This is a genomic window from Enterococcus sp. M-BR2 (assembly GCF_056612775.1).
The window spans coordinates 551,279-577,803 of sequence record NZ_CM152743.1; the positions used below are offsets into that span (position 1 = coordinate 551,279).

The following is a 26,525-nucleotide window of genomic DNA, read 5'->3' on the forward strand; positions in this document are numbered from 1 at the left end:
AAAAAGAAGAGGATACGATGCAATCAATTGCATAGTTTCTCATCAGAAAGGGCGTATATCTTTGTCAGAAAAACGAGATTTATTTGAAAAACTGTTGGAACAAATCCAACTAGAGGAAGCAGAAAAAAATCATCCACTGCTTACTGCTGGTGAAATGGATAGTGTAGTGGTCCATCGTAAATCGCGTTTATGGGAATTTACGCTGCATTTTTCTAAAATTTTGCCTATTATGCTGTATCGTTCATTGGCTCAGCATCTGACTGTCGCTTTTAAAGAGATTGCACAAGTCAAATTGAATATCTTAGCAGATGACCAGACATTCGATGAACAGCTCTTGCAAGATTACTGGGCCCAAGCTTTGGAAAATCAGCAATGCGATACACCACTAGCACAGCAAGTATTGAAAACGCAAGTACCTGTGATAAAAGATCGTAAAGTCATCTTGCCAATCGACAGTACAGGGGCTATTTCATATTTGAAACAGCAATACTTACCATTAGTAGAAGAGTTGTTCGTCAGTTACGGATTCCCGAAATTTCGTATCGAACCAGAAGTGGATGAGCAGCAAGCGGAACGTGTATTGAAACTTTTTGAAGAACGTAAACAAGAACAGGCAGAAGCCTTTATGAAGCAAGCAGCTGAAAGTCTAGTTGTTCATGAGCAAAAGAAAAAAGAAAGAAAAGAACAGTCACCAGCTCTTGAAGGACCCATCCAGCTAGGACGAAATATTCCAGCAGATGAGCCCACAACACCAATGATCAATATCGTCGAAGAAGAACGACGGGTCACTCTTGAAGGGTATGTGTTCGATAAAGAAGTCAGAGAACTACGCTCAAAACGCAAGATCTTGACTTTGAAAATCACAGATTATACTTCATCATTTATCGTCAAAAAATTCTCAAATGGCGAAAAAGATGAACAGATATTTGATGCGATCAGTGTCGGAAGCTGGTTAAAGGTACGTGGAAGTATCCAAGAAGATACGTTTGTCCGTGATTTGGTCATGAATGCGCAAGATATCGTTGAAGTCAAACACACCCCTCGTAAAGATTATGCTCCTGAAGGGGAAAAACGGGTAGAACTTCATGTTCACAGCAATATGAGTACGATGGATGCAACGAATAGCATTTCTGATCTGGTGGCACAAGCAGGAAAATGGGGACACCGTGCCATCGCCATTACGGACCATGGTGGCGCACAAGCCTTTCCAGAAGCTCATAGTGCCGGGAAAAAAGCAGGTGTGAAAATCTTATACGGTGTGGAAGCGAATGTCGTAGATGATGGCGTACCTATTGCTTATAATGATGCGCATGAAGCATTAAACGAAGCCACATATGTCGTATTTGACGTGGAAACGACAGGATTGTCTGCGGTATACGATACCATCATCGAGCTCGCTGCAGTCAAAATGTACAAAGGAAATGTGATCGAAAGCTTTGATGAATTTATCGATCCAGGACATCCTTTATCCCGAACAACGGTGGATTTGACAGGTATTACGGATGAAATGGTTCGAGGATCGAAGTCAGAAGAAGAAGTCTTGCGGATGTTCCTTGAGTTTTCAAAAGGTACAATTCTGGTAGCACACAACGCGGCTTTTGATATGGGGTTCTTGAATACTAGCTACGCAAGATATGGCATTCCTGAAGCAACTAATCCAGTTATTGATACCTTAGAATTAGCCAGATATCTGTATCCGCAATTCAAACGTTTCGGATTAGGTGTGTTATCCAAAAAATTTGGTGTCAGCTTGGAACAGCATCACCGAGCAATCTATGATGCTGAAGCAACAGGTCACTTAGCTTGGATTTTTGTCAAAGAAGCAATGGACAATCATCACATGCTTTATCATGATCAGCTAAATGAGCATATCGGAGAAGGAGATTCTTACAAACGAGCCCGACCTTTCCATGTAACGATTTTAGCAAAGAATCAGGCAGGACTGAAAGATTTGTTCAAACTGATTTCAATGTCGAATGTCGAATACTTCGAACGTGTCCCGCGAATACCACGCTCCCAATTGAAAAAGATGCGTGAAAATCTATTGATCGGCTCAGCTTGTGATAAGGGAGAAATCTTCGAAGCCATGATGCAAAAAGGGGTAGAAGAGGCAAGAAACCGAGCAAAATTCTACGATTATATTGAAGTTATGCCAAAAGCGGTCTATGCACCTTTGATCGAGCAAGAATTGGTAAAAAATGAACATGATTTGGAAGAAATTATCCAAAACTTGGTAGAAATCGGAAAAAGTTTGGATAAAATCGTTGTTGCAACAGGCAACGTTCATTATCTCAACGAAGAAGATGCCATTTACCGAAAAATTTTGATCAATTCTATGGGCGGAGCGAATCCGTTGAATCGTCATAGTTTGCCAGATGTCCATTTCCGAACAACTGATGAGATGCTCACCGCTTTTCACTTTTTAGGGGAAGAAACAGCAAAAGAGATTGTAGTGGATAACACGAATAAAATCGCAGATATCTGCGAAGAAGTGATTCCAGTCAAAGATGAACTTTATACACCGAAGATTCCAGGTTCAGAAGATGAGATATCAGAATTGAGTTACACAAAAGCAAAACAAATGTACGGAGATCCGTTACCTGAAATTATCCAAAAACGATTAGAAAAAGAGTTGAACTCTATTAATGGTAATGGCTTCTCGGTTATTTATCTGATCGCCCAAAAACTTGTGCATAAAAGTAATGAAGATGGCTATCTAGTAGGTTCACGTGGCTCTGTTGGCTCTAGCTTTGTTGCAACGATGACTGGGATCACTGAAGTGAATCCTTTAGCTCCCCATTATTACTGTCCAGAGTGCCAATATTCCGAGTTCTTTGAAGATGGCACGTACGGTTCTGGATTTGATATGCCAGAAAAACAATGTCCAAAATGTGGTGCACGCTTAAATAAAGATGGTCATGATATCCCATTTGAGACATTTTTAGGATTCCATGGAGACAAAGTGCCCGATATTGATTTGAACTTCTCAGGTGATTATCAAGCAGAAGCACATAACTATACGAAAGTATTGTTTGGTGAAGACTATGTTTACCGTGCCGGAACGATTGGTACAGTCGCCGATAAAACAGCATATGGCTATGTAAAAGGTTATGAAAGGGACAATAATCTGCAGTTTCGAAGTGCAGAAGTCGACAGATTGGCAAAGGGTGCAACAGGAGTCAAACGGACAACTGGTCAGCATCCTGGGGGGATTATCGTTATTCCAGATTATATGGATGTCTACGATTTTACGCCGATCCAATATCCAGCAGACGATCAAAATTCGGAATGGAAAACGACCCATTTTGATTTTCACTCAATCCACGACAATGTATTGAAATTGGATATTCTAGGACACGATGACCCAACTGTTATACGGATGCTTCAAGATTTATCAGGGATTGATCCACAAACGATTCCTACAGATGACCCGGAAGTGATGCGGATATTTGCTGGCCCTGAAGTACTAGGGGTAACTCAGGAACAGATTTATTCTAAAACAGGAACATTAGGTATTCCAGAATTCGGCACTCGTTTTGTTCGAGGAATGTTAGAAGAAACACATCCTACAACTTTTGCAGAACTACTTCAAATATCCGGACTGTCTCATGGTACAGATGTATGGTTAGGAAATGCCGAAGAATTGATTCGACGTGGGGATGCGACATTGGCGGAAGTAATCGGCTGTCGTGATGATATCATGGTTTATTTGATTCATGCTGGATTAGACAGCGGGATGGCATTTAAGATCATGGAAACTGTTCGTAAAGGGCAATGGAACAAGATTCCTGATGAATTGAGAGAAACCTATCTATCCGCGATGAAAGAAAATAATGTGCCTGATTGGTATATCGATTCTTGTTCAAAGATCAAGTATATGTTTCCAAAAGCCCATGCTGCAGCTTATGTATTGATGGCTCTTCGTGTTGCTTATTTTAAAGTTTATTTCCCTATTTTGTATTACTGTGCATACTTTTCTGTACGTGCGGATGATTTTGATCTAGTCTCCATGTGCAAAGGAAAAGATGCTGTGAAACAAGCAATGAAAGAAATCACGGACAAAGGGCTAGATGCTTCCGTAAAAGAAAAAAATCAGCTGACCGTGCTAGAATTAGCCAATGAAATGTTAGAACGAGGATTCAAATTTGGGATGATTGATCTGTACAAATCGGATGCAGTTAATTTTGTTATCGAAGGAGATACGTTAATTGCGCCATTTAGAGCTGTCCCTAGTTTGGGAACCAATGTAGCAAAACAAATCGTTGAGGCAAGAAAAGATGGTCCATTTTTATCTAAAGAAGATCTTGCTACTCGAGGGAAAGTTTCAAAAACATTGATTGAATATATGAACGATAATGGTGTATTGAAAGATTTACCAGACGAAAACCAATTATCGTTATTCGATATGTTATAAGCATCTGTTATCTTGTCTGCTTGTAATTTTAAGCAGAGTATGGTATAGTTTTTATAGGTAATGATACTAACTGTGAGTGAGCGGATTTTTCGCTCACTCTTTTTAATGGAATTACGTATTTAATTTTTAAGGAGGCGAAACTTTTGAGTAGCGTCGTTGAAACAGTCACAGAAATGGTGACACCGATTTTAGATGAACAACATTTTGAACTTGTCGAAGTCGAATTTGTAAAAGAAGGAAAAAGTTGGTTCTTACGAGTATTTATTGACAAAGAAGGCGGAATCGATATCGAAGAATGTGCCTTTGTCAGTGAGAAACTGAGCGAAAAACTTGATGCAGCAGATCCAGATCCGATTCCTCAAGCTTATTTCCTGGAGGTATCCTCCCCTGGAGCAGAGCGGCCATTGAAAAAAGAAAGCGACTATGAAAAGGCACTTGGCGATTATGTCCATGTCTCCTTATACCAACCAGTAGATGGCGAAAAACAATACGAAGGATTTCTTCAATCATTTGATGCTGAACAGCTTACATTGAAAATACGCATAAAAACACGAGAAAAAGAATTGACTTTTGACCGAAAAAATATTGCAAAAGCTCGCTTAGCTATCCAATTTTAATCACGGAGAGGAATCAGAAAAAATGAGTAAAGAAATGTTAAATGCGTTAGACGCTTTAGAAGCTGAAAAAGGGATCTCAAAAGAAATCGTGATCGATGCTTTAGAAGCAGCATTGGTTTCTGCATACAAACGCCACTATGGCCAAGCACAAAATGTCGAAGTGGAATTTGATCAGAAAAAAGGAAAGATCCATGTCTATGCAGTAAAAGAAGTAACGGAAGAAGTGATGGATTCACAGTTGGAAGTCTCATTGAAAGATGCACTTTTGATTAATCCAGCATATGAGATTGGTGATACGATCCGTTTTGAAGTCACACCAAAAGATTTTGGGCGGATCGCTGCGCAAACAGCTAAACAAGTTATCTTGCAGCGTGTACGTGAAGCAGAAAGAACGATCATTTATAACGAATTCAGTGCTTATGAAAAAGACATCATGCAAGGAATCGTCGAACGTCAGGATAAACGTTATATTTATGTCAACCTTGGCAAAATAGAAGCAGTTCTTTCTAAACAAGATCAAATGCCAAACGAATTTTACCAACCTCACGATCGTATCAAAGTCTATGTTTCTCGAGTAGAAAATACGTCTAAAGGTCCGCAAGTATTTGTTAGCCGCAGCCATCCAGATTTATTGCGTCGCTTATTTGAGCAAGAAGTCCCAGAAGTTTATGATGGAATCGTTGAAATCGTCAGCATTGCCCGTGAAGCCGGCGATCGATCAAAAGTAGCTGTCCGTTCAAATGATCAGAATATCGATGCAGTCGGTACATGTGTTGGGCCAAAAGGACAACGTGTCCAAGCAATCGTCAATGAATTAAAAGGCGAAAACATGGATATTGTTGAATGGAATGAAGACCCAGCTGTATTCATTGCAAATGCATTGAATCCTGCACAAGTCATGGATGTGATTTTTGATGAAACCAATCCTAAAGCTTGCACAGTTGTCGTTCCAGACTATCAATTATCGTTAGCAATCGGTAAACGTGGACAAAACGCACGTTTAGCTGCTAAATTGACTAACCATAAAATCGATATCAAATCAGAATCTGATATGGCGGAATTTTATGAAAAACAAGAACACCAAAACGAAACAGAAGAATTGCATGACGAAGCAATCGTTCAGTCAGATTTGACAGACGATGAGTATGAAGCAATTGCGTTCAATAATGAAACGGTCGAAGAAAAACCAGAAGCTTAACTTTAGTAAGGAGGCAAAGAGATGAAACAAAGGAAAATTCCTTTACGCAAATCCGTGGTTTCAGGTGAAATGAAACCTAAAAAAGAGATGGTCCGAATCACCCGTTCAAAAGAAGGGGAAGTATCGATCGATCCAACTGGAAAAATGCCTGGACGAGGAGCGTATGTCTCACTTGAGCCGGAAGAAGTACAACAAGCTTGGGATAAAAAAATTCTCGATCGAGTACTCGAAACAACTTTAACAGATGAGTTTTATCAAGAACTTCTTGACTATGTCACTCACCAAAAAGCACGTAAAGAGTTATTTGGAAAATGAATACAGTCAATCGGCAAAAAGTCATGAATCTCATGGGTCTGGCGATGCGCGCGGGAAAACTGATTACGGGCGAAGAACTGACCATAGCTGAAATCCGCAAACAAAAAGCAAAATTGGTGTTTGTGGCAACAGATGCAAGTGAGAATACAAGAAAAAAGATAAAAGATAAGAGTTCATACTATGAAGTTCCTTGCTTTGAGCTATTTTCTGAAGCAGAAATCACGCAGATGATCGGAAAACCTCGCAAGGTATTCGGAATAATGGATGCCGGATTTGCGAAGAAGACCAAGGAGCTAATTGAAGGTTAGGAAGGTGATTGCATGGGCAATAAAAGAATCTATGAATTAGCAAAAGAACTCAAAAAATCTAGTAAAGACGTCGTGGAAAAAGCACAACAACTTGGCATCGATGTGAAAAACCATATGGGTGCGATTACTAGCAGTGATGAGAAGAAATTGCAACAAGCGTTCAAAAACCCAAGCACGAAACAACAAGCTGCACAACAAGCAAGCAGAAAACCAGCCAATCAACAGCCGAACGATCAACGTAAAAAAGAAGCAACAAATAATCAACAAAAAAATAAAAATAACCGCAGTTATCAAGATCGCGGTCAAGGGAGCGGTCAAGTGAATCAAGGAAAAAAACCAACAACAAACCAAAATAATACGGGGAATACTAGCAGTCAAAATCGTCCAGGAACGAGCCAAGGCGGCAATCAAAACCGTACCAACAACAAACCAAACAATAACAATCGCGGCAAATTTAATAATAACAACCGTAATCGTTATAATAAAAAGGGTAAAAAAGGCAAACAGCAACAATCAACTAAGCCAGCTGTACCACCACGCAAATTCCGTGAATTGCCAGATGTATTAGAGTATACTGAAGGCATGAACGTAGCAGACATCGCGAAAAAAATTCATCGTGAGCCAGCAGAAATCATTAAAAAATTATTTATGCTTGGCGTCATGGTCAATCAAAACCAAGCACTGGACAAAGATACGATTGAACTGTTAGCTACGGACTATGGTATGGAACCACAAGAAAAAGTCCAAGTTGATATTGCAGATATCGATAAATTCTTCGAGTCGGAAGAAGTTGATCCAGATAAATTAGTCTCACGTCCGCCAGTAGTAACGATTATGGGACACGTAGACCACGGGAAAACAACCTTATTGGATACATTGCGCCATTCACGTGTAACAAGCGGCGAAGCCGGCGGAATCACGCAGCATATCGGCGCCTACCAGATTGATATCGATGGCAAACCAATCACTTTCTTGGATACACCAGGACATGCGGCCTTTACAAGTATGCGTGCACGTGGAGCAAGTATCACAGATATCACGATTTTAGTTGTCGCTGCAGATGACGGTGTCATGCCGCAAACCGTTGAAGCAATCAACCATGCCAAAGCAGCAGGCGTTCCAATTATCGTCGCTGTAAACAAAATTGATAAACCAGGTGCAAACCCTCAACATGTTATGCAAGAATTAAGTGAGTATGAGTTAATTCCTGAAGCATGGGGTGGAGAAACGATCTTTGTTGAGATCTCAGCGAAATTCGGCCAAAACATCGAAGAATTGCTGGAAATGATTCTGTTAGTCGCAGAAGTAGAAGATTTAAAAGCAGATCCAACACAACGCGCAATCGGAACAGTGATCGAAGCACGTCTTGATAAAGGTAAAGGTCCTGTGTCAACCTTACTTGTCCAAGAAGGAACACTTCATGTTGGTGACCCAATCGTTGTCGGTAATACTTACGGACGTGTCCGTGTAATGACAAACGATCTTGGCCGTCGCGATAAAGAAGCAGGACCTGCAACGCCAGTAGAAATCACTGGCTTGAATGATGTACCTCAAGCAGGTGACCGTTTCGTAGTCTTCGAAGACGAAAAGACAGCACGTGCAGCGGGTGAAGAACGCGCAAAACGTGCATTATTGGAAAACCGTGCTGCAAGCAGCCGTGTAACCTTGGACAACTTGTTTGAAAGCTTGAAAGAAGGCGAGCTAAAAGAAGTTAACGTCATTATTAAAGCCGACGTTCAAGGTTCAGCAGAAGCATTAGCTGCCTCACTGAAAAAAATCGAAGTTGAAGGTGTACGTGTGAAAATCGTCCATTCAGCGGTAGGTGCAATCAATGAAAGTGACGTAACACTTGCAGCAGCAAGTAATGCGATTATCATTGGATTTAACGTCCGTCCTACACCTCAAGCAAAAGCGCAAGCAGAAGCTGAAGAAGTAGACATTCGCTTACACCGTATCATTTATAAAGCTATTGATGAAATCGAAACAGCGATGAAAGGAATGCTAGATCCTGAATTTGAAGAAAAAATCACTGGTCAAATGATTGTACGTGAAACATTCAAAGTATCCAAAGTAGGCACAATCGCTGGTGCATATGTAACAGAAGGCTATATCCGCAGAGACAGCGGCGTCCGTGTGATCCGTGACGGTATCGTTATCTACGAAGGCCAATTGGCAAGTTTGAAACGTTTCAAAGATGACGTAAAAGAAGTCAAAATGGGCTATGAATGCGGTGCTATGATTGAAAAATTCAATGACATCAAAGTAGATGACGTAATTGAAGGGTTTATCATGGAAGAAGTCAAAAATGACTAAAAACTGATAAAGGAGGCCAATCATTATGGCTAACTATCGTGATCGCCGAGTCGGTCAAGAAATCTTAAAAGAAGTCAATGCGATCCTACGTAAAAAAGTAAGAGATCCTCGTGTGCAAGATGTAACGATCACTGATGTACACGTAACAGGCGATCTTCAACAAGCAACAATCTATTACAGCATCCTTTCTGATTTAGCTTCTGAAAAGAAAAAAGCACAAGAAGGATTGGATAAAGCATCAGGATTGATTCGTCGTGAGCTGGGGCACAATCTAAGTATTTACAAAACACCTGAATTGTCCTTTGAATTAGATGAATCAGTTGTCTATGGCAACCATATCGATGAATTGCTTCGCGACTTGAACAAAGACTAATTAAAAAATCCCGCAAATCCTGTGAAATCAGGGGTTGCGGGATTTTTTTGTTTTCATTAAGACGTATTGCCTAAGAGTTCCATGACTTTAGTCTTGCGGCGTGTTAGTTAACCAAAAAAGAGAAAAAGAAAAAATTCGACTTTCTTTTTTCTATAGTATATAAATTTTTGCATATAGATAAAGATCAAGATACCGATGAGGGAAGCTAGATTGTAATCCATTGTAGTGACAGTCAGGTTATATAGCCAAGTAACTAGAAGATCAGTGGAATCTGCACTATAAAAGTTTGAATTTGTCGGTCTGCCGTCAGTTAAAAGAAAAATCACGTTGAAGTTATTGACAAGATATAAAATCCAAGCAAATGAACAGAAGTGCTTATTAGGTTTCAATTGGGAGTATCTGCGCTAGAATAAGAGTAATAATGAAAAGGAGTGTTACGTATGGATTATTCTAGTAAAGAATACTTTGATAAAATGACGGCTTGGTGGCGTGCTGCCAATTATCTTTCTGTCGGGCAAATTTATCTTAAAGATAACCCCTTACTGAGACGTACGTTGAAACCAGAAGATGTCAAAAAACATCCAATCGGTCATTGGGGAACGATTCCTGGCCAAAATTTTATTTATGTCCATTTGAACCGAGTCATCAATAAATATGATTTGAACATGTTTTATATCGAAGGACCAGGACACGGCGGACAAGTCATGGTATCGAATGCTTATTTAGATGGAAGTTACACAGAAATCTATCCAGAAGTAACGGAAGATGAGACGGGAATGCAAAAATTATTCAAGCGATTTTCATTTCCTGGAGGCATTGCTTCTCATGCAGCACCAGAAACACCAGGTTCTATCCATGAAGGCGGAGAGCTTGGATACTCTCTTTCACATGGAGTCGGAGCTGTATTAGACAATCCTGAAGTAATTTCTGCTGTCGTGATTGGTGATGGTGAAGCAGAAACCGGTCCTTTAGCTGGAAGCTGGTTCTCAAATGTCTTTATCAATCCGGTGACAGATGGAGCTGTTTTACCAATCCTTCATTTAAATGGTGCTAAAATAGCCAACCCAACGATCTTGGCACGTAAAACAGATGAAGAATTAGCAAATTACTTTAACGGACTTGGCTGGGAACCTTTCTTTATTGAAGGAAATGATCCAGAAAAATTAAATCCTGTTATGGCTGAAAAAATGGATCAAGCAATCGAGAAAATCAAATCCATCCAAAAAGAAGCTCGCCTAAAGACAGCAACAGATGTGGTGATGCAAAAATGGCCAGTATTGATCGTACGCACACCAAAAGGATGGACCGGTCCAGAAGAATGGGACGGGGAGCCAATTGAAGGAACCTTCCGAGCACACCAAGTACCGATTCCTGTAGATCAAGAACATATGGATCATGCAGATGCTTTACTCCGTTGGTTGAAATCCTATGAACCAGAAAAATTATTTGATGCACAAGGACGTATTTTAGAAGAAATCAGAGAAATCGCGCCCACTGGTGACCAAAGAATGGCAAAAAATCCTATCATCAATGGTGGAATCGATCCGAAACCGCTTGTTATGCCAGATTGGAAAAAATATACTTTGCAATTTGAACAACCGGGCTCCGTTAAAGCAGAAGATATGACTGAACTTGGTAAATTCGTTCGCGAGATCATTGAGAAAAATCCAGAAAATTTCCGTATATTCGGACCAGATGAAACAAAATCAAATCGATTGAATCAAGTTTTCAAAACGACAAATCGCCAATGGATGGAAAAAATCGAACCAGAAAATGATGAATGGCTTTCGCCATCTGGCCGCGTCATCGACAGTCAATTATCGGAACATCAAGATGAAGGGTTCTTAGAAGGGTACGTTCTGACTGGACGGCATGGTTTTTTTGCAAGTTACGAATCATTTTTGCGAGTGGTTGACTCTATGCTGACTCAGCACTTCAAATGGATGCGGAAATCACGTGACCTTTCTTGGCGAAATAATTATCCTTCGCTGAATCTCATTGCAAGCTCAACAGTCTTCCAGCAAGATCACAATGGATATAGCCACCAAGATCCAGGAATATTGACACATTTGGCAGAAAAAAAGGCGGAGTTCATCCGTGAATATCTGCCTGCGGATGCAAATACGTTGCTCGCAGTCATGGACAAAGCATTCCGCTCGTCAGAAAAAATTAATTTGATCATCTCTTCCAAACATCCGCGTGCTCAATTTTACTCAGCAGAAGAAGCAGCCGTCTTAGTGAATGAAGGCTTGAAAATCATTGATTGGGCTTCGACAGCAAAAGAGGAGGAACCTGAATTGGTCATTGCTGCTGCAGGAACGGAATCTAACTTAGAAGCATTAGCAGCTGTGACTTTGCTGCTGGAAGAATTCCCAAAACTAAAAATCCGGTTCATCAATGTCGTAGATTTATTGAAATTACGTCATCCGAGTCAAGATCCGCGTGGATTGAGCGATGAAGAATTTGACAAATATTTTACAAAAGACAAACCGATCTTATTTGCTTTCCACGGTTATGAAACTTTGATCCGCACGATTTTCTTTGATCGTCATAACCATCATTTAATGATTCATGGCTACAAAGAAAACGGAGATATCACGACACCGTTTGACATGCGTGTGGTAAATGAACTTGACCGTTATCATTTGGCAAAAGATGCAGCTTTAAAAATCAAAGGAAGTCAAGCAGAAGATTTTGCAAAAAAAATGGATCAGAAATTACAAGAACATCAAAACTATATTCGTGAAAATGGTATTGATCTGCCAGAAGTATTGGATTGGAAATGGAAAAATCTTGACCAATAAAATGATAAAATCGACCCTGAAAAACAGATTTTTTTACATTGATCAAGAAACTGAAAAAATAAATAAAAAAAAACGGAAAAAAGACTGGAAGAATGACCAGTCTTTTTTTTCGTTTTTGGGAAGTGAGAACCAATCTATTTACCTGTAAGCCACCCATAAATCCAATCAAATGGTGCAAAGAAAAAATCTTCCATTCTATTCCCTCCTTTAAAAAAGCATAACATGATTTCTATTTACATGAGCATGAATTTTGTTACGTTTTTATTGCCGAAAAATAAAAACCGTTCATTATGATGTCAAATTCGTCAGTAATAGATGCAATGTGTTATAATAATTCAGTTAAATCAAAAATGAAATGGAGAAAAGACATGGACGGGTTATTACCTTTATGGAAAGAACGCGGAATGACAAGTCATGATTGCGTATTCAAATTAAGAAAAATCTTACATACGAAAAAAATCGGACATGGGGGTACGCTTGACCCGGATGTAGACGGTGTATTGCCTATTTGTATTGGAAAAGCCACAAAAGTTATCGAATATTTGACAGATTCTGGGAAAATTTATGTGGGCGAGATGACTCTAGGTTTCAGTACAACGACGGAAGATCGATCCGGAGAACGAGTAGAAACAAAACCAGTGGATATGTCTTTATCTGAAGAAAAAATAGATGAAGTGATGGCTTCATTTATTGGTGAAATCACCCAGATACCGCCCATGTACTCAGCGGTAAAAGTAAACGGTAAACGGTTATATGAATATGCACGGAATAATGAACCAGTGGATCGGCCTGTTAGAAAGGCTCAAATTTACCGTTTTATCCGAACAAGTGAACTGACAAGAGACGAAGTGGCAGGAACCATTTCTTGGCGTTTCGAAGTAGAATGCGGGAAAGGAACCTATGTCCGTACATTAGCTGTGGATACAGGCAAGAAACTTGGTTACCCTGCACACATGTCTGATCTCACTCGAACAGCAAGTGCCGGTATGGCCCAAAAAGAAGCGTTAACATTAGAAGAAGTAGCTCAAGCTGTAGAAAACGGTACGATCGATGAGTATTTGCTGCCAATTGAAAAAGGAGTGGAACGGTTCAAACGAGTAGATATTACTGATGAGGTATGGCAGAAAGTAAAAAACGGTATGAGACTTGATTATACTGTATTTGCGCTCCCAGAAATGCCTTCAGAGGAAATTGCCTTGTTTTATAAAGACAAAGTCGTAAGTATATATCAGCCAAACCCGAAAGAAAAAAATAAACTAAAACCTAGTAAAGTATTGAGAAATGAGGAATGACGAATGAATATCATCAAGATCAGACATCCTTACCAACCAGAACAAATTCCAGAAGACGATGTCGTTTTAGTACTGGGATTTTTTGACGGCGTGCATATTGGACACCAGAAAGTCATAAAGACAGGTATGGAAATTGCGCAAAAAGAAGGATTGAAATTAGCATTGATGACTTTCAATCAACATCCATCGATTGTTTTTAAGAAGATCGATCCTAGCAGTGTGAAGTATTTGACTAGCCTGAAGCAAAAAGAAGAAAAAATGGCAGCTTTGGGTATCGATTATTTATATGAAGTCGATTTTACTTCTTCTTTTGCTCATTTAGCGCCACAAGAGTTTGTTGATCAATATATCGTAGGATTACATGCGAAATATGCTGTTTCCGGTTTTGATTACACCTATGGACCGAAAGACATTGCGGATGTCGCTCATTTTCCTGAATATGCTAAGGGAAGATTCAAAATCGTCACAGTCTCTAAAGAAGAAGAACAAGGCGAAAAAATCAGCTCTACACGTATTCGAGGATTGCTAGACAGCGGTCAAGTAAAAGAAGCGGCAAAACTATTAGGTTGCATATACGAGGTAGAGGGGGTAGTTGTTCATGGCGATGCACGAGGCAGATTATTAGGATTCCCTACAGCAAATGTCAAAGTAAAGAGCACAGTCCATTTACCTAAAGAAGGTGTTTATGTATCGGAAATAAAAATTGGGGAAACTTGGTATCCAGCCATGGGTTCCATTGGACATAATGATACATTTGGTGAAGGACGGGAGCTGACTGTAGAATTGTATATTTTGGACTTTAATCAAGATATCTATGGCGAGCATGTCAAAGTACGTTGGAATCAATTTTTAAGAGATCAAGTGAAATTTTCAAGTGTAGAGGAATTGATTGAACAACTCAAGGAGGATGAACAAGCAACAGCTGAATATTTTTCTCAGCAATAAAATAATGTCCGTGAGAGCTAATCTTTATGCATAACTAGCAATTACAACGAAATGGTTGATAAATAAGCGTATGAAAGGCTGTGACAAAAGTCTTGTCACAGCCTTTTTTCCGAATAAATGGTGTTCCAGAAGTAGCTTCTTCGGAAATAAGCCGAAATTTCACAAAAATTTTGAGAAGCAATTTTCGTCCATTCCTTCTTATTTCTTGAAGCTGAACACTTCTGTCACAAACTCTTTCTTTATAGAAATAGAAGGATGCTACCAACCGATGAAAACGATTACTGGTGCGTATCATTTGCTTTAGACTATATATATTGGTGTACACTCACTTTAAGGCGGAAATAAAAGTTATCCGTAATAACAGGTTTAGGTATAAAAAGTCTAATGGTAATAAGTCAAGATAAAAATGAAACATAGTTTTATTGAGTCACCTGTTTTGAAGCGCACTTAACTAGACCCGACCAAAATCAAAATTTTTTCGGGTCATTTCAAGAATTTGCGTCAATAACAAAGTGTTATTTATCTATCACGCTCCTTGGGGGCGTGTAGAGTTGATGGTTACGTAGTAGCGTATCCACCAGACGCGTAAATTTTCTTGCGGTTAAGACGAGAGCTCGTTTGTGTTGATGTTTTGGAACCTCTTTATATTTGCTTTGATAAAAAGCTTTATATTCGGGAAGATAATTTTTTACAGAGTTGGCAGCTTCAACTAAGTAATAACGGAAATATCGATTCCCTTGTTTTGTCAGAGGCGTGTTTTGTGACTGATAGTTCCCGGATTGTTTGACTTTCCAGCTTAATCCAGCATATTTTGCTAATTTCGTCTGATCTTCAAATCTTTCGATTTGACCGATTTCAGCGATCAATCCAGCGGCGTAGACTTTACCAACGCCTGGAATACTGGTTAAGCATTGGTATTCTGGAATAACAACCACTAATTGTTCGATTGCTTTATCTAGTTCTTTGATGTTCTTTTCAAGAGCCCGTATTTCGCAGACAAGAACACCCAGAACAATATCAATAGACTCTTGGGCTACAGATCCTAAGCGATAGCTTGATCTGATAGCTCGTTGAATCGCCTTGGCAATTTTTTCTGGTTGCTTGAACCGACCTCTTCCTTTTTCTTGAAGTAAGTCACAGAAGGCTTCCAAAGGAAGCTCAGCTAACTCATCGAGGGTGAAGTCTTCTGTCATAAGGGAAATGACTGTGGCACTAAAAAGACTTGTCGATTCGTCTCGCATTTCTCGAGCAAGCGTATTGCATTTGTACGTTAGATTTTCCAGAAAATGTTGTTTTGTACGAGTTAATTGCTTAATGAGTTGATAGCGAGTACGAGTTAAACGCTGTAAAGCCATGTATTTCTCTTCTTTGATAGGGGAAGTTGTGAATCGTTGGATACGCAAAAAGTCAGCAATTCTTAATGCATCGTTTCGATCAGTTTTATCCTCATCAAACATGCGACTGAACTGTTTAATCCGAAAAGGATTTTCAATCGTTACAAGTGTATTGAGTTTCTTCAGCTCCTCATCTTCGTGAAAAAACATGGAAGGGTGAAAGCTGTACATGGACGTTGATTCCATACCAATCACAATCTGATTAAAGTGATAATTCTCATTGAACTCAAGAATCATATCTCGTATGGATGTGGCACCCTCAATATCATTGGTAACAGGGATTTCAGACAATATAGAGAGTTGATCATCGTCAGTTAGAAAACAAACATCTAATTTTTCAGAGCTAACGTCAATACCGACAAATAATTTCATGGAAGAAGGACCTCCTTTCATTTTAAATTTTGGAAAATGCTTCGATACTGTGGGATTCCCCAGAAACTCACTGTATAGCCACAACCTCGCCTAATAGAATACGGTGATAAAAGAGCTAGAAGCTGCCTTCCAACTACTATTTGAAAGTCTAGTCCATTATCGAAACAGCTAATGAGTTGGTAGTGATAACAGTGGCACGGGTAACAGACTTTACAAGGTAGACAAAACTACAGGGGTGAGTAGCAAATTCCCGTTGGATCCTTTCCATACATCCATTGTACTCTGAGAAATCACACAATATCGAAACAAATTCCGGAAGGAATGTGTTATTCAATAAATTTTATGATTTATAGACACCTTGAAAGAAAACTGTTAGACAAAATATATTTTACGAGGAGTGGGTACTATGTATAAGGAATTAGAAAACAAAGTCGCAGTAGTAACCGGCGGCTCAAAAGGGATTGGAACAGCGATTGCTCAACGATTCGGGAAAGAAAAAATGAATGTAGTCGTCAACTATAATTCGGATAAAGAAGGGGCAGAAAAAGCAGTCAAAGCAATCGAAGAGGCAGGCGGAAAAGCAGTCTCTGTACAAGCAGATGTCAGTTCTGAAGAAGGAATACAGCGTTTACTTGATACGGCTTTAGAAAATTTTGGGACACTAGACATTTGGGTTAATAATGCTGGGATGGAAAATCAGCATCCGACCCATGAACTTAGCCTTGAAGATTGGGAAAGAGTATTAAAAGTAAATTTGACTGGCGTTTTTATCGGAACGAAAGCAGCTTTGAATTATTTTACAGAGAATGATAAAAAAGGAAATATCATCAATATGTCTTCTGTTCATGAACAAATCCCATGGCCAACATTTGCTCATTACGCTGCTTCAAAAGGCGGGGTAAAATTATTTACCGAAACGGTAGCAATGGAGTACGCACCTAAGGGAATCAGAATCAATAGTATAGGACCTGGCGCTATCCGTACACCTATTAATGCGGCAAAATTTGATGATCCTGAACAAAAAGAACTCTTGGAAAGTATGATCCCGCTAGGACGCGTAGGTGAACCAAAAGAAATAGCAGCGGCAGCTGCATGGTTGGCTTCAGACGAATCCAGTTATGTTACAGGTATTACACTATTTGCAGATGGTGGGATGACTTTATATCCTTCGTTCCAAGGTGGAAAAGGATAAGGGTGAATAAAAATGGGTTTATTGATTGCATTGATCCCGGCAGTTGGGTGGGGGATCCAGCCACTGATTTTGAAAAAGATTGGCGGCAGACCAACAAATGAGATATTAGGAACTGGTATTGGAGCGGTGCTTGTTGGCTTACTCGTTCAATTATTCGCTTCTCCAGCTGGCATTTCAGTGACTACATTTTTGATTAGTTTACTTTCTGGTGCATTTTGGGTTATTGGACAAACAGGACAGTATACATCTTTCAACTTGATTGGTGTTTCTAAAACGATGCCTATCTCGACTGCATTACAGTTAGTCGGAACCTCGTTGATTGGTGTCTTTGCTTTTGGAGAATGGTCTGGAAGTATGGGGAAAATCATTGGTGCAGCAGCGATCATTCTTCTTGTATTTGGCTCTGCTTTAACGGCAATCAGTGATGATCCTGGAAAAAAAGGCGGTATCACAAAAGGAATTAGTCTATTAGCATCAACAAGTATTGGTTATTGGGTTTACAGTGCATTGCCCAAACTAGTTGATGCAAGTGGACTTTCCATTTTCTTTCCGCAAATGATCGGTGTCTTTTTAGGGGCAGTTATTTATGTAATTTTCCGAAAACCAACTGCATTTTCTGAAGACAAAAGTTGGAAAGCAACAATAGTTGGAGCCATCTTCAGTGTGTCAGCGTTGGCTTATATTTTTTCAGCGAATGAAAATGGGGTTGCTACTGCATATATCATTACACAACTAAACGTAGTTATCTCTACATTAGGCGGTATGTACATCCTGCATGAAAATAAGACACCAAAAGAAAAAAAATTAACGATTATCGGCTTGTTGCTGATCGTAGTAGGAAGTATGGTCACGGTCTTTATTTGAGGATAAAGAGAGCAAAAGATTACTTATAAAAAGAGGCCGGGACAGAAGCGTTTAACTCCAAGAAATAAGAAGGAATTCACGAAAATTGCTTTTCAAATTTTTGTGAATTTCAGCTTATTTCCGAAGGAGTTGCTTCTGCTTCCGCCATTTATACGTGTTTAGAGCGTGAGACAAAAGTGTTATTTACTTTTGTCCACGCTCTTTTTAATCGTCTAAGAAACAAGTGAAATATCTGTCTGCATCAATAATTTTCCATTGATCCATTGACTAAAGTTCGTTACATAATTAAAATTACCACCTATAAGTATCTCCGCATGATTATCTTTATAAAGATCGTATTGTAAAAGACGGTCTTTTTTATTTGCGTAAACATCGTTATGGTACTGAACTAATTGTTCTCGGAATTGATTGATCGCTGTAAAATCACGATACTGAAGGTTGAAACGCATCGTGATTGGTGTATCTAGCATGAATCGTTGCATGTCTTTTGCTGCTTCATCTGCTTGATCTCCGTAAAGAAATTCAAAGAGATTACGTTCAGAAAATTTCCATTGTCCGCCGACCTTTGTTCCTTTTAGTTTTCCTTCATGAAGATAATTTCTGATAGAACGTGTAGTAACACCTAATTGTTCGGCTAATTCATTTACTGAGTAAAAATCTTTCAATGTTCACCCTCCTATGTGAATGATTCTATTGGTTTGGTTGTTAGTTGCTTTATCACGAGATGTAGAAAGAACGATCTCACTTAAAGTCATTGCAAAAAACGAATCAGAAAATTCTAACTTTTCTTTCTCTAAAGAAATTCATTCTCTTCTAAAGTGATATTATATTTAAATATACCTGAAAATAATGGATAGTATTATGAAAGATTGCTGATATTTTCTCGTATTTTTTCCTTATTCAAAAGATTTGCAGGAAAATTGCTGAAAAAATTTTACTAAGTTGAAAATTCAAGGTCATTCGTATCAGTGATTTTTTTCAGCACAAGAAAGACTCCTTATAAAAACAACAGATACTTTGCCAATTAAGTGTTTAACCAGTGAGGATAAAAAGGATAGAACAAAGCCTGTACAAGGTAATGGATAGATTCTTCGCCAGTACAGTTTTTGTTTGTATAAAGCTTTATCGCCAAAATTTATTATGATCTTTCTTGTCTTCAATATTAAATGAAATAAAATGGTCAATCAGTTCCCAATTGATTGCACTTTTCCAAGGAACTTTGATGACATTATCCGTATATATGTAACCAATTTCTTGGATAGTCTTTTCAAGGGCACGAATCGCTGCTTTTTCTGGTGCGATGGAAAAATGATTTTTAGCAAAACTGAATGCAATAATAAAGGTACCATGATCAGTAAAGATAGGCTGGTTCCATTTTACAGTTGTGTCCAGCTGGGGATATGTCTTCGCTATCTTAGAGAAAAGGTCATTGATCTTTTGTTGATTTTCTTTTTCTTTTATTTGATCAATAATCAATCGGAATTTTTCCATTCTAAAACGCCTCCATTAAGTGGTTTGATTTATTTTACCAGAAAAACAATGGTTATGTATAAAAATAAATTAGAAAACAAGCGATATTGTATCCGGTATATTTTGATGATAAGATGGCTCAAAGACCAAAATAGAAAAGAGGCATAAAAATGATTGACTTGGCAAAGAAATTCTCACACGCAAATATTTATTTTGAGTTGTATCATCATCGAGCTATTTATACAAATGAAGATGCTTTGGTGGTGAAGAAAGAGCAAGGATTTACAGGCACAGAGACCAAAAGCTTATTCTTAAAAGATAAAAAAGATAATAACTATGTATATCTGACTTTTACTACAAAACAAACGGATTTCAAAGCATTAGGAAAGATCATCGGTAAAAGGCTTTCTATTGTTTTATCAGAACATATGGAAGAACAGACGGGACAAAAACAGGGCGCTGTTTCTCCATTTGGTTACGAAGAACAGATACCGATTATTATTGACGAAGAACTATTGTCAAAAGAAAAACTTGTTTTTGCACCAGGAAGGCCAGATCAAACGATGGTCATCAAAACGATTGACTTAAACAAAATCATCCAGCTACTTAAAATACCGATGTTTTTAATGCCAGCAAATGAAAATAACAACAATCAAACAAAATAGTGCATACTAGGAGCTGTAGCAATATGATAAGATATCCGTTATTAGGTAAAAATACGACGATTGGGGTTATTGCACCATCATCGGGCGTAGCAGAAGAACACCACCTGTTACTAGAAATGGCTTTAAAGAGTATGGAAGAAAAATCTTTTCATGTCGTTACTGGAAAGACGCTGTGGACGCAAGATAAAGAAAAAATCAGCTCCAGCAAGAGAAAGAGCAGATGAATTCAATCAAATGATGAAAGATGAGAATATCCAAATGATCTTTCCGCCTTGGGGAGGAGAATTATTGATTGAGATCCTCGATTCTGTCGATTTCGATGCACTACAGCCAAAATGGATAGTAGGTTATTCAGAGATATTAGTACGTTGCTACTCGCCATCACATTAAAAACAGGGATAGCCACTGCACATGGGACCAACCTTATTGATTTAAGAGGAAATTATTCAGATAAAACGACAGCGATGTGGAAAAGTGTGCTAGAAACAGGCAAAGGAGAATCAATCTTACAGCGTTCTTCTGAAAAATATCAAAAAGAATGGCATCATGAGCAACCGTCACCTTCAGTTTTTCATCTTACTGAACCAACAAATTGGCAAACAGTCAGCGGAGAGGCAGTAAGGATAAAAGGCCGATTATTAGGTGGTTGTATAGATACGATCAGACATTTAATTGGTACACCTTATGGAGATGTCCAAACGTTTAAAAGAACGTATAATGATGGAAAACCAATCTTGTGGTTTCTAGAAAACTGTGAGCTATCCTCCGTTGATTTAAGAAGATCACTTGTTCAGATGAAACTAGCAGGATGGTTTGAGGACAGCTCTGGTATCATGTTTGGCAGAAGTGCAGCAGAGGATTTGCTGGATTATCGAATGAAGGATGTATATGAAGATCTTTCAAAAGGATTGAACATACCAATCTTGTATGATATTGATTGCGGTCATGTGCCGCCACAACTAACATTGATCAACGGTGCCTACGCAGAAGTATCGGTAAAAGATGGAAAAGAGACTATTTTGCAAACGTTTATTTAATAAAATTTTTTCCTGCCTTGGAGTCTATCAAAGACCAATAAATTTAAATAGAAAAGAAAGTGAAAGAAGCTGACAGTATTTTGTCAGCTTCTTTTTGTATAACATATTAGAAAGTTTAATTATCTATAACTGTCACATCGATTAACTGTTTCACGTCATTTGGGTTGCCTGTAGGAATAGCAACCACAGATGCATGATCAATGATTTCTTGAGTTGTTTTTTTTATGAATGCTGGATCAGAGGCTTGATCTGCAGGTATTTGCCAATGTGAAGGAACTGGATAACTAGTGATCGTTCCGTCGTGGTTACTAGAATACACTAAAATTCCCTGGTAGCCGTATTTTCCAGTAAGCATAACTACGTCTTTTGGATAACCTACGCTCCCTGCATCATAGGGATCGATAGGTGTTCCTGCCGGATAATGAATAACATGTAGTTCAAAATCGCCTGATGCATCTTTAAAAGTATTACCCTTGACAGCCAACCAAACGCGTGCGTACTCAATTTGCAGATCAGAATATCCTGCTAACGGATCTACTGACTGAGAAGACTGTGAGAAGGATGTGTCTGCTGTAGAAGAAAGACTCGTGTCAACTGTACCACTAGATATAGAAGAAGGGTTGGACTCTGAAAGCTTGCTGGTGGTTGAAGATGTATTCGATTCAGAAGAAGCTGATTTCTGTGTACTTGATTTTTCAGCTGAACTAGTTTGTCTGATGGAACTTTTGACTGCGGTCGCAGATGACTCACTAGTTTCTTTACTAGCAGATGTACATCCTACAAGGAATAAGGAGATCGACGCTAAAATAAACCCTAACTTTTTCATATAAAACACCTCGTCACTTTAATTAATACTAGTATAGCATAATTCTAAATTTCTCTGGTTAAAGGAGAAGCAGAGAAAAAATTTCTATACATTGATTAAATCTGTCTTTTATTTATGTATTTAGGGAAATTTCCCATTATATGCTACCTAAGAACTATTATTGAAATCAAGTTTCTTAAAGTGTAATAGCTATTGTAACCGATTTCTTTTATGCTTATACTAAATCTGCGACAAAAGATGTGTATGGAAGGAGTTGACTTATTATGATAATGGAAAAGATTCAACGCTTTGGCGGAGCTATGTTTACACCGGTTTTGCTCTTTTCTTTTTCGGGGATCATGGTGGCTTTATGTATCATCTTTAAAAATCCAATGTTAGTGGGGAGTATTGCTACAGAAGGAACAGCATGGTATTCGATCTGGTCAGTGGTTGAAAGTGGTGCTTGGACCGTATTCAATCAAATGGAGTTGTTGTTTGTTATTGGATTACCTATCGGATTAGCTAAAAAAGCAAGTGCTAGAGCAGTAATGGAAGCATTTGTAGTCTATATTACTTGTAATTATTTCATTTCTACCATGTTAGGCTTTTATAGCGGATTTTTTGGTGTTGATTTTTCTGCCGATCCGGGCGGCGCAAGTGGACTGAAAATGATTGCGGGTATCAAAACATTGGATACAGGAATTATAGGGGCAATCTTGATTTCAGCTGTTGTAGTGTATCTGCATAATCGATTCTTTGATAAAAAGCTGCCGGATTTTTTAGGAATCTACCAAGGGTCATCATTTGTTGTGATTATTAGTTTTTTCATCATGTTACCTATTGCATTTTTGATCTGCCTTATCTGGCCTAAGATCCAGTCGGCAATCAGTTCATTGCAAGGTTTCTTAGCGGGTGCTGGTATATTTGGTGTCTGGCTTTACACTTTTTTAGAACGTATTTTGATTCCAACCGGCTTACACCATTTTATCTACGCACCGTTTGCGTTTGGGCCAGCAGTAGTAGAAGAAGGGATTGCGAGATACTGGATGACACATCTTCAGGAGTTTGCTCGCAGCGAACAGCCACTTAAGCATCTCTTTCCAGAAGGCGGTTTTGCTTTGCACGGGAATTCAAAGATATTCGCTTCTCCAGGTATTGCCGCAGCATTTTATTTCACTGCAAGACCTGAGAATAGGAAAAAGGTGCTGACGATCCTGATTCCAGCAACTTTGACAGCTGTTTTGGCGGGTATCACTGAGCCATTAGAATTTACGTTTCTATTTATATCTCCACCGTTGTTTGCTATTCATTCACTTTTGGCTGCTACAATGGTGGCAATAATGTATGGTTTTGGTGTGGTAGGTGATATTGGTGGTGGATTTATTGATTTGTTTGTGAAAGTCTGGATTCCATTATTTCAAAACCATAAAGGAATGACCTTTACCCAACTAGTGATTGGTCTAGCTTTTACAGGAATCTATTTTATTGTATTTCGATACCTGATTATCAAATTTGATATTGCCACTACGGGGAGAGAAGAGAATACCGACGCTGTTAAATTATATACTAAAAAAGATTACAAAGAAAAAGAGAGGAAAACTTCAAAAACAGAAATTGAAAATGTATATGAGAATCAAGCTGCTATTTATTTAGAAGGTTTTGGAGGGGCCGGAAATATTGAAAAAGTCACAAATTGTGCTACAAGCTTGAGAATAACTGTAAAAAATGAAATGTTGGTTTTAGAAGATACGATTTTTAAAGAAGGTGGAGCACACGGTGTAGTGAGAAACGGCAATGCTTTTCAAGTAATAGTTGGTTTGGACGTGCCACAAGTACGTGAACAATTTGAACGTTTATTAGAAATAGAACAATAGTTTCACAAAAATCTTAACAGACAAACAGAAAGGGGAATGTTAATATGAAAAAATTTTCAATCACGATTGCCGGCGGAGGGAGTACATTTACTCCTGGAATTGTTTTGATGCTTTTGAAACATCTAGATAGATTTCCTATCCGGCAAATCAAATTTTATGACAATCTGGAGGAAAGACAAACACGTATTGCTTCTGCGTGTGAGATTTTATTGAAGGAAAGAGCACCAGATATTTTATTTACAGCCACTACTGATCCAGAAACAGCATTCACTGATGTTGATTTTGTTATGGCACATATTCGTGTTGGCTTATATGCGATGCGGGAAAAAGATGAAAAAATTCCGTTGAAGTATGGGGTAGTTGGTCAGGAAACTTGTGGACCTGGCGGAATTGCTTATGAGATGCGTTCAATTGGCGGTGTTTTAGAGTTGATAGATTATATGGAAAAATATTCACCAAATGCGTGGATGCTCAATTACTCTAATCCAGCGGCGATCGTGGCAGAAGCGACTCGAAAATTACGTCCTAAAGCAAAAATCATCAATATATGTGATATGCCGGTGGGAATTGAAGAGCGTATGGCTCAAGCTATCGGTTTAGCTTCACGCAAAGAAATGGTCGTACGCTACTATGGCTTGAATCATTTTGGATGGTGGACGGATATCCGAGATACAGAAGGAAATGATTTGATGCCTAAAATTCAAGAATATGTTAGTCAGTTTGGTTACGCTCTACCATCGGAATCTCAAGAATCACAACAAACTGATGCAAGTTGGAAACATACATTTATGAAAGCAAAAGAAGTATATGACATTGACCCAACTACTCTTCCTAACACTTATTTGAAATATTACTTTTATCCGCAAGATGAAGTAGCGCACACCAATCCAGAGTTCACGCGTGCAAATGAAGTGATGGTTGGACGTGAAAAACAAGTATTTAATGAATGTGATCGTATCACTAGTAGTGGTTCAGCAGAAAATACGATACTAGAAATCGATGAACATGCTAGCTATATCGTTGATTTAGCACGAGCAATTGCCTATAACACTCATGAAAGGATGTTGCTGATCGTACCTAATAACGGAGCTATCGAGAATTTTGATGAGTCGGCGATGGTAGAAATACCCTGTATAGTTGGCAGCAATGGACCAGAACCGTTGATACAAGGAAAGATTCCACGCTTCCAAAAGGGATTGATGGAACAACAAGTAGCAGTTGAAAAATTAGTAGTCGAAGCTTGGGAAGAAAGGTCTTATCAGAAATTATGGCAAGCACTGACATTATCAAAGATTGTTCCAAACGCAAAAGTTGCAAAAAATCTACTAGATGATTTGGTGAGTGTAAACCAAGAATACTGGCCTGAATTGAAATAGCAGTATTCCAAATACATCGTGGTTCTCCTCTATTAAAAAATAGTTTCATGTTATTGCATATACTAATAATAGAGGAGGGATAGTATGGAACTAGAAAAATTGATTCATCAACATGCAGAAAAATTAAGCGAACTAGACCGAGGAATCTTGAACTTTATTTTATCGGATCCTAGCTTGATACAAAATTTGAAAATAACTGACTTAGCGGAGAGACTTTATGTCTCAAAATCTTCCATTATGAGAACAACTAAGAAATTGGGGTTTTCTGGTTATTCTGAGTTCAAATATTTTTTACGACATGTAACAAATAAAGAAAATGGGCTTAGAACAAAAGAAGATATTTTTGAAAAACAACTGGAAGATATCCAGCAGACGCTTCATTACATGAAGGCTGTCAACTTAAAGCCAATCCTTCAATGCTTAGACCGAAGTAAGATGATCTATTGCTATGCAACGGGATTTTCACAAAAGAAAGTAATTGATGAGTTTTATAAAATGATGCTAGGTATTGGAAAGAGAGTAATGGTGTTGCCAAATAAGACGGAGTTTGATATGGCCATGCCACTGATAACATTAGAAGATATGGCCATTATTGCTTCTTTGAGCGGTGAAACACATGAGGTCAAAGAAAATCTGACTGCCTTTGAATTACAGAAAATTCCAGTTTTGACCATTACTGCAGCTGGAGATAATTATTTCACACGCCATAGTACTTATCATTTAAATTATTATTGTAATTGCTTTATCCTTGGAAAAGAAAATAAGCCATTTCAATCATTGATCAGCTTGAGCTGCTTAGCGGATTATTTAGTTCGTGCTTATGGTGTATATACGCTGAGAGAGGAGAGCTAGATGAGAAGAGACAGGATAGAAGGACTCTGGAAACACATTTTACTT

Annotated in this window: 21 protein-coding genes and 1 pseudogene; 17 read left to right on the plus strand and 5 right to left on the minus strand. The window is 38.6% G+C overall.

The genetic code is table 11. The features are described 5' to 3' along the window. Positions 1-61 precede the first annotated feature (61 nt). The 7 genes from AC1F25_RS02730 (at position 62) to rbfA (ending at position 9,538) form a co-directional block, all read left to right on the plus strand. Positions 62-4,414, plus strand: a complete 4,353-nt coding sequence (locus AC1F25_RS02730) for a PolC-type DNA polymerase III (protein ID WP_002308901.1) — start codon at positions 62-64, stop codon at positions 4,412-4,414. A 143-nt stretch (positions 4,415-4,557) separates the two neighbouring features. Further along, positions 4,558-5,031, plus strand: coding sequence for a ribosome maturation factor RimP (rimP, locus tag AC1F25_RS02735; RefSeq protein ID WP_002308902.1), 474 nt, complete (start codon positions 4,558-4,560; stop codon positions 5,029-5,031). Positions 5,032-5,053: 22 nt separating this feature from the next. Continuing rightward, positions 5,054-6,229, plus strand: coding sequence for a transcription termination factor NusA (gene nusA / locus AC1F25_RS02740; RefSeq protein ID WP_002313645.1), 1,176 nt, complete (start codon positions 5,054-5,056; stop codon positions 6,227-6,229). Between the two features lie 21 nt (positions 6,230-6,250). Further along, complete coding sequence (gene rnpM, locus AC1F25_RS02745; protein ID WP_002288501.1) at positions 6,251-6,544, plus strand: RNase P modulator RnpM; 294 nt, start codon at positions 6,251-6,253, stop codon at positions 6,542-6,544. Beyond that, positions 6,541-6,852: a YlxQ-related RNA-binding protein gene (locus tag AC1F25_RS02750; protein ID WP_002308904.1), complete on the plus strand. Its 312-nt coding sequence runs from the start codon at positions 6,541-6,543 to the stop codon at positions 6,850-6,852. Before rnpM ends, AC1F25_RS02750 begins: the two co-directional genes overlap by 4 nt. Before the next feature lie 12 nt (positions 6,853-6,864). Beyond that, positions 6,865-9,165, plus strand: a complete 2,301-nt coding sequence (infB, locus tag AC1F25_RS02755) for a translation initiation factor IF-2 (RefSeq protein ID WP_002314813.1) — start codon at positions 6,865-6,867, stop codon at positions 9,163-9,165. A 25-nt stretch (positions 9,166-9,190) separates the two neighbouring features. Then, positions 9,191-9,538, plus strand: coding sequence for a 30S ribosome-binding factor RbfA (gene rbfA, locus AC1F25_RS02760; protein ID WP_002308906.1), 348 nt, complete (start codon positions 9,191-9,193; stop codon positions 9,536-9,538). Positions 9,539-9,645: 107 nt separating this feature from the next. On the opposite strand, the gene AC1F25_RS02765 is transcribed toward rbfA, so the two are convergent. Then, a complete protein-coding gene (locus AC1F25_RS02765; RefSeq protein WP_002308907.1) occupies positions 9,646-9,864 on the minus strand; it encodes a hypothetical protein in 219 nt (72 codons plus the stop codon). 114 nt (positions 9,865-9,978) lie between these two features. Here AC1F25_RS02765 and AC1F25_RS02770 point away from each other — a divergent pair, with 114 nt between their 5' ends. From AC1F25_RS02770 to ribF, 3 genes are all read left to right on the plus strand, one after another. Then, positions 9,979-12,342 (plus strand): phosphoketolase family protein, encoded by a 2,364-nt coding sequence (locus AC1F25_RS02770; RefSeq protein ID WP_002348558.1) that lies wholly within the window; start codon positions 9,979-9,981, stop codon positions 12,340-12,342. A gap of 368 nt (positions 12,343-12,710) precedes the next feature. Then, positions 12,711-13,634 carry a tRNA pseudouridine(55) synthase TruB gene (truB, locus tag AC1F25_RS02775; RefSeq protein ID WP_002308909.1) on the plus strand — a complete coding sequence of 308 codons (924 nt, stop codon included), beginning with the start codon at positions 12,711-12,713 and terminating at the stop codon, positions 13,632-13,634. Positions 13,635-13,637: 3 nt separating this feature from the next. After that, complete coding sequence (gene ribF, locus AC1F25_RS02780) at positions 13,638-14,579, plus strand: riboflavin biosynthesis protein RibF (protein ID WP_002400329.1); 942 nt, start codon at positions 13,638-13,640, stop codon at positions 14,577-14,579. Positions 14,580-15,094: 515 nt separating this feature from the next. Here the strand turns inward: ribF and AC1F25_RS02785 are convergent. Next, positions 15,095-16,345: an IS110 family RNA-guided transposase gene (locus AC1F25_RS02785; protein ID WP_119364931.1), complete on the minus strand. Its 1,251-nt coding sequence runs from the start codon at positions 16,343-16,345 to the stop codon at positions 15,095-15,097. A gap of 406 nt (positions 16,346-16,751) precedes the next feature. Here AC1F25_RS02785 and AC1F25_RS02790 point away from each other — a divergent pair, with 406 nt between their 5' ends. Both AC1F25_RS02790 and AC1F25_RS02795 read left to right on the plus strand, forming a co-directional pair. Continuing rightward, positions 16,752-17,537: a glucose-1-dehydrogenase gene (locus tag AC1F25_RS02790; RefSeq protein WP_002308914.1), complete on the plus strand. Its 786-nt coding sequence runs from the start codon at positions 16,752-16,754 to the stop codon at positions 17,535-17,537. 12 nt (positions 17,538-17,549) lie between these two features. Further along, positions 17,550-18,401 (plus strand): GRP family sugar transporter, encoded by an 852-nt coding sequence (locus AC1F25_RS02795; protein ID WP_002288523.1) that lies wholly within the window; start codon positions 17,550-17,552, stop codon positions 18,399-18,401. 212 nt (positions 18,402-18,613) lie between these two features. On the opposite strand, the gene AC1F25_RS02800 is transcribed toward AC1F25_RS02795, so the two are convergent. Next, positions 18,614-19,066 (minus strand): helix-turn-helix domain-containing protein, encoded by a 453-nt coding sequence (locus AC1F25_RS02800; protein WP_002316342.1) that lies wholly within the window; start codon positions 19,064-19,066, stop codon positions 18,614-18,616. 457 nt (positions 19,067-19,523) lie between these two features. Beyond that, on the minus strand, positions 19,524-19,892 hold the full coding sequence (locus tag AC1F25_RS02805) for an iron chaperone (RefSeq protein WP_002308916.1): 369 nt from the start codon (positions 19,890-19,892) through the stop codon (positions 19,524-19,526). 149 nt (positions 19,893-20,041) lie between these two features. Between AC1F25_RS02805 and AC1F25_RS02810 the strand changes: the two genes are divergently transcribed. Both AC1F25_RS02810 and AC1F25_RS02815 read left to right on the plus strand, forming a co-directional pair. Next, positions 20,042-20,536, plus strand: a complete 495-nt coding sequence (locus AC1F25_RS02810; RefSeq protein ID WP_479994223.1) for a YbaK/EbsC family protein — start codon at positions 20,042-20,044, stop codon at positions 20,534-20,536. A 23-nt stretch (positions 20,537-20,559) separates the two neighbouring features. Continuing rightward, positions 20,560-21,573: pseudogene (locus AC1F25_RS02815) on the plus strand (S66 family peptidase). A gap of 115 nt (positions 21,574-21,688) precedes the next feature. Here the strand turns inward: AC1F25_RS02815 and AC1F25_RS02820 are convergent. After that, positions 21,689-22,399: a hypothetical protein gene (locus AC1F25_RS02820; protein ID WP_002308919.1), complete on the minus strand. Its 711-nt coding sequence runs from the start codon at positions 22,397-22,399 to the stop codon at positions 21,689-21,691. A 263-nt stretch (positions 22,400-22,662) separates the two neighbouring features. Here AC1F25_RS02820 and AC1F25_RS02825 point away from each other — a divergent pair, with 263 nt between their 5' ends. The 3 genes from AC1F25_RS02825 (at position 22,663) to AC1F25_RS02835 (ending at position 26,480) form a co-directional block, all read left to right on the plus strand. After that, positions 22,663-24,252 carry an alpha-glucoside-specific PTS transporter subunit IIBC gene (locus AC1F25_RS02825; protein ID WP_479994224.1) on the plus strand — a complete coding sequence of 530 codons (1,590 nt, stop codon included), beginning with the start codon at positions 22,663-22,665 and terminating at the stop codon, positions 24,250-24,252. Positions 24,253-24,296: 44 nt separating this feature from the next. Beyond that, complete coding sequence (locus tag AC1F25_RS02830; RefSeq protein WP_479994225.1) at positions 24,297-25,628, plus strand: 6-phospho-alpha-glucosidase; 1,332 nt, start codon at positions 24,297-24,299, stop codon at positions 25,626-25,628. Between the two features lie 84 nt (positions 25,629-25,712). After that, positions 25,713-26,480, plus strand: coding sequence for a MurR/RpiR family transcriptional regulator (locus AC1F25_RS02835; protein WP_479994226.1), 768 nt, complete (start codon positions 25,713-25,715; stop codon positions 26,478-26,480). Positions 26,481-26,525 lie beyond the last annotated feature (45 nt).

Bases quoted from the DNA above. Each gene is read 5' to 3' on its own strand.
- nusA (WP_002313645.1), top strand. From the start codon at position 5,054: ATGAGTAAAGAAATGTTAAATGCGTTAGACGCTTTAGAAGCTGAAAAA.
- rnpM (WP_002288501.1), top strand. From the start codon at position 6,251: ATGAAACAAAGGAAAATTCCTTTACGCAAATCCGTGGTTTCAGGTGAA.
- AC1F25_RS02750 (WP_002308904.1), top strand. From the start codon at position 6,541: ATGAATACAGTCAATCGGCAAAAAGTCATGAATCTCATGGGTCTGGCG.
- infB (WP_002314813.1), top strand. From the start codon at position 6,865: ATGGGCAATAAAAGAATCTATGAATTAGCAAAAGAACTCAAAAAATCT.
- rbfA (WP_002308906.1), top strand. From the start codon at position 9,191: ATGGCTAACTATCGTGATCGCCGAGTCGGTCAAGAAATCTTAAAAGAA.
- AC1F25_RS02770 (WP_002348558.1), top strand. From the start codon at position 9,979: ATGGATTATTCTAGTAAAGAATACTTTGATAAAATGACGGCTTGGTGG.
- truB (WP_002308909.1), top strand. From the start codon at position 12,711: ATGGACGGGTTATTACCTTTATGGAAAGAACGCGGAATGACAAGTCAT.
- ribF (WP_002400329.1), top strand. From the start codon at position 13,638: ATGAATATCATCAAGATCAGACATCCTTACCAACCAGAACAAATTCCA.
- AC1F25_RS02785 (WP_119364931.1), bottom strand. From the start codon at position 16,345: ATGAAATTATTTGTCGGTATTGACGTTAGCTCTGAAAAATTAGATGTT.
- AC1F25_RS02790 (WP_002308914.1), top strand. From the start codon at position 16,752: ATGTATAAGGAATTAGAAAACAAAGTCGCAGTAGTAACCGGCGGCTCA.
- AC1F25_RS02795 (WP_002288523.1), top strand. From the start codon at position 17,550: ATGGGTTTATTGATTGCATTGATCCCGGCAGTTGGGTGGGGGATCCAG.
- AC1F25_RS02805 (WP_002308916.1), bottom strand. From the start codon at position 19,892: ATGGAAAAATTCCGATTGATTATTGATCAAATAAAAGAAAAAGAAAAT.
- AC1F25_RS02810 (WP_479994223.1), top strand. From the start codon at position 20,042: ATGATTGACTTGGCAAAGAAATTCTCACACGCAAATATTTATTTTGAG.
- AC1F25_RS02820 (WP_002308919.1), bottom strand. From the start codon at position 22,399: ATGAAAAAGTTAGGGTTTATTTTAGCGTCGATCTCCTTATTCCTTGTA.
- AC1F25_RS02825 (WP_479994224.1), top strand. From the start codon at position 22,663: ATGATAATGGAAAAGATTCAACGCTTTGGCGGAGCTATGTTTACACCG.
- AC1F25_RS02830 (WP_479994225.1), top strand. From the start codon at position 24,297: ATGAAAAAATTTTCAATCACGATTGCCGGCGGAGGGAGTACATTTACT.
- AC1F25_RS02835 (WP_479994226.1), top strand. From the start codon at position 25,713: ATGGAACTAGAAAAATTGATTCATCAACATGCAGAAAAATTAAGCGAA.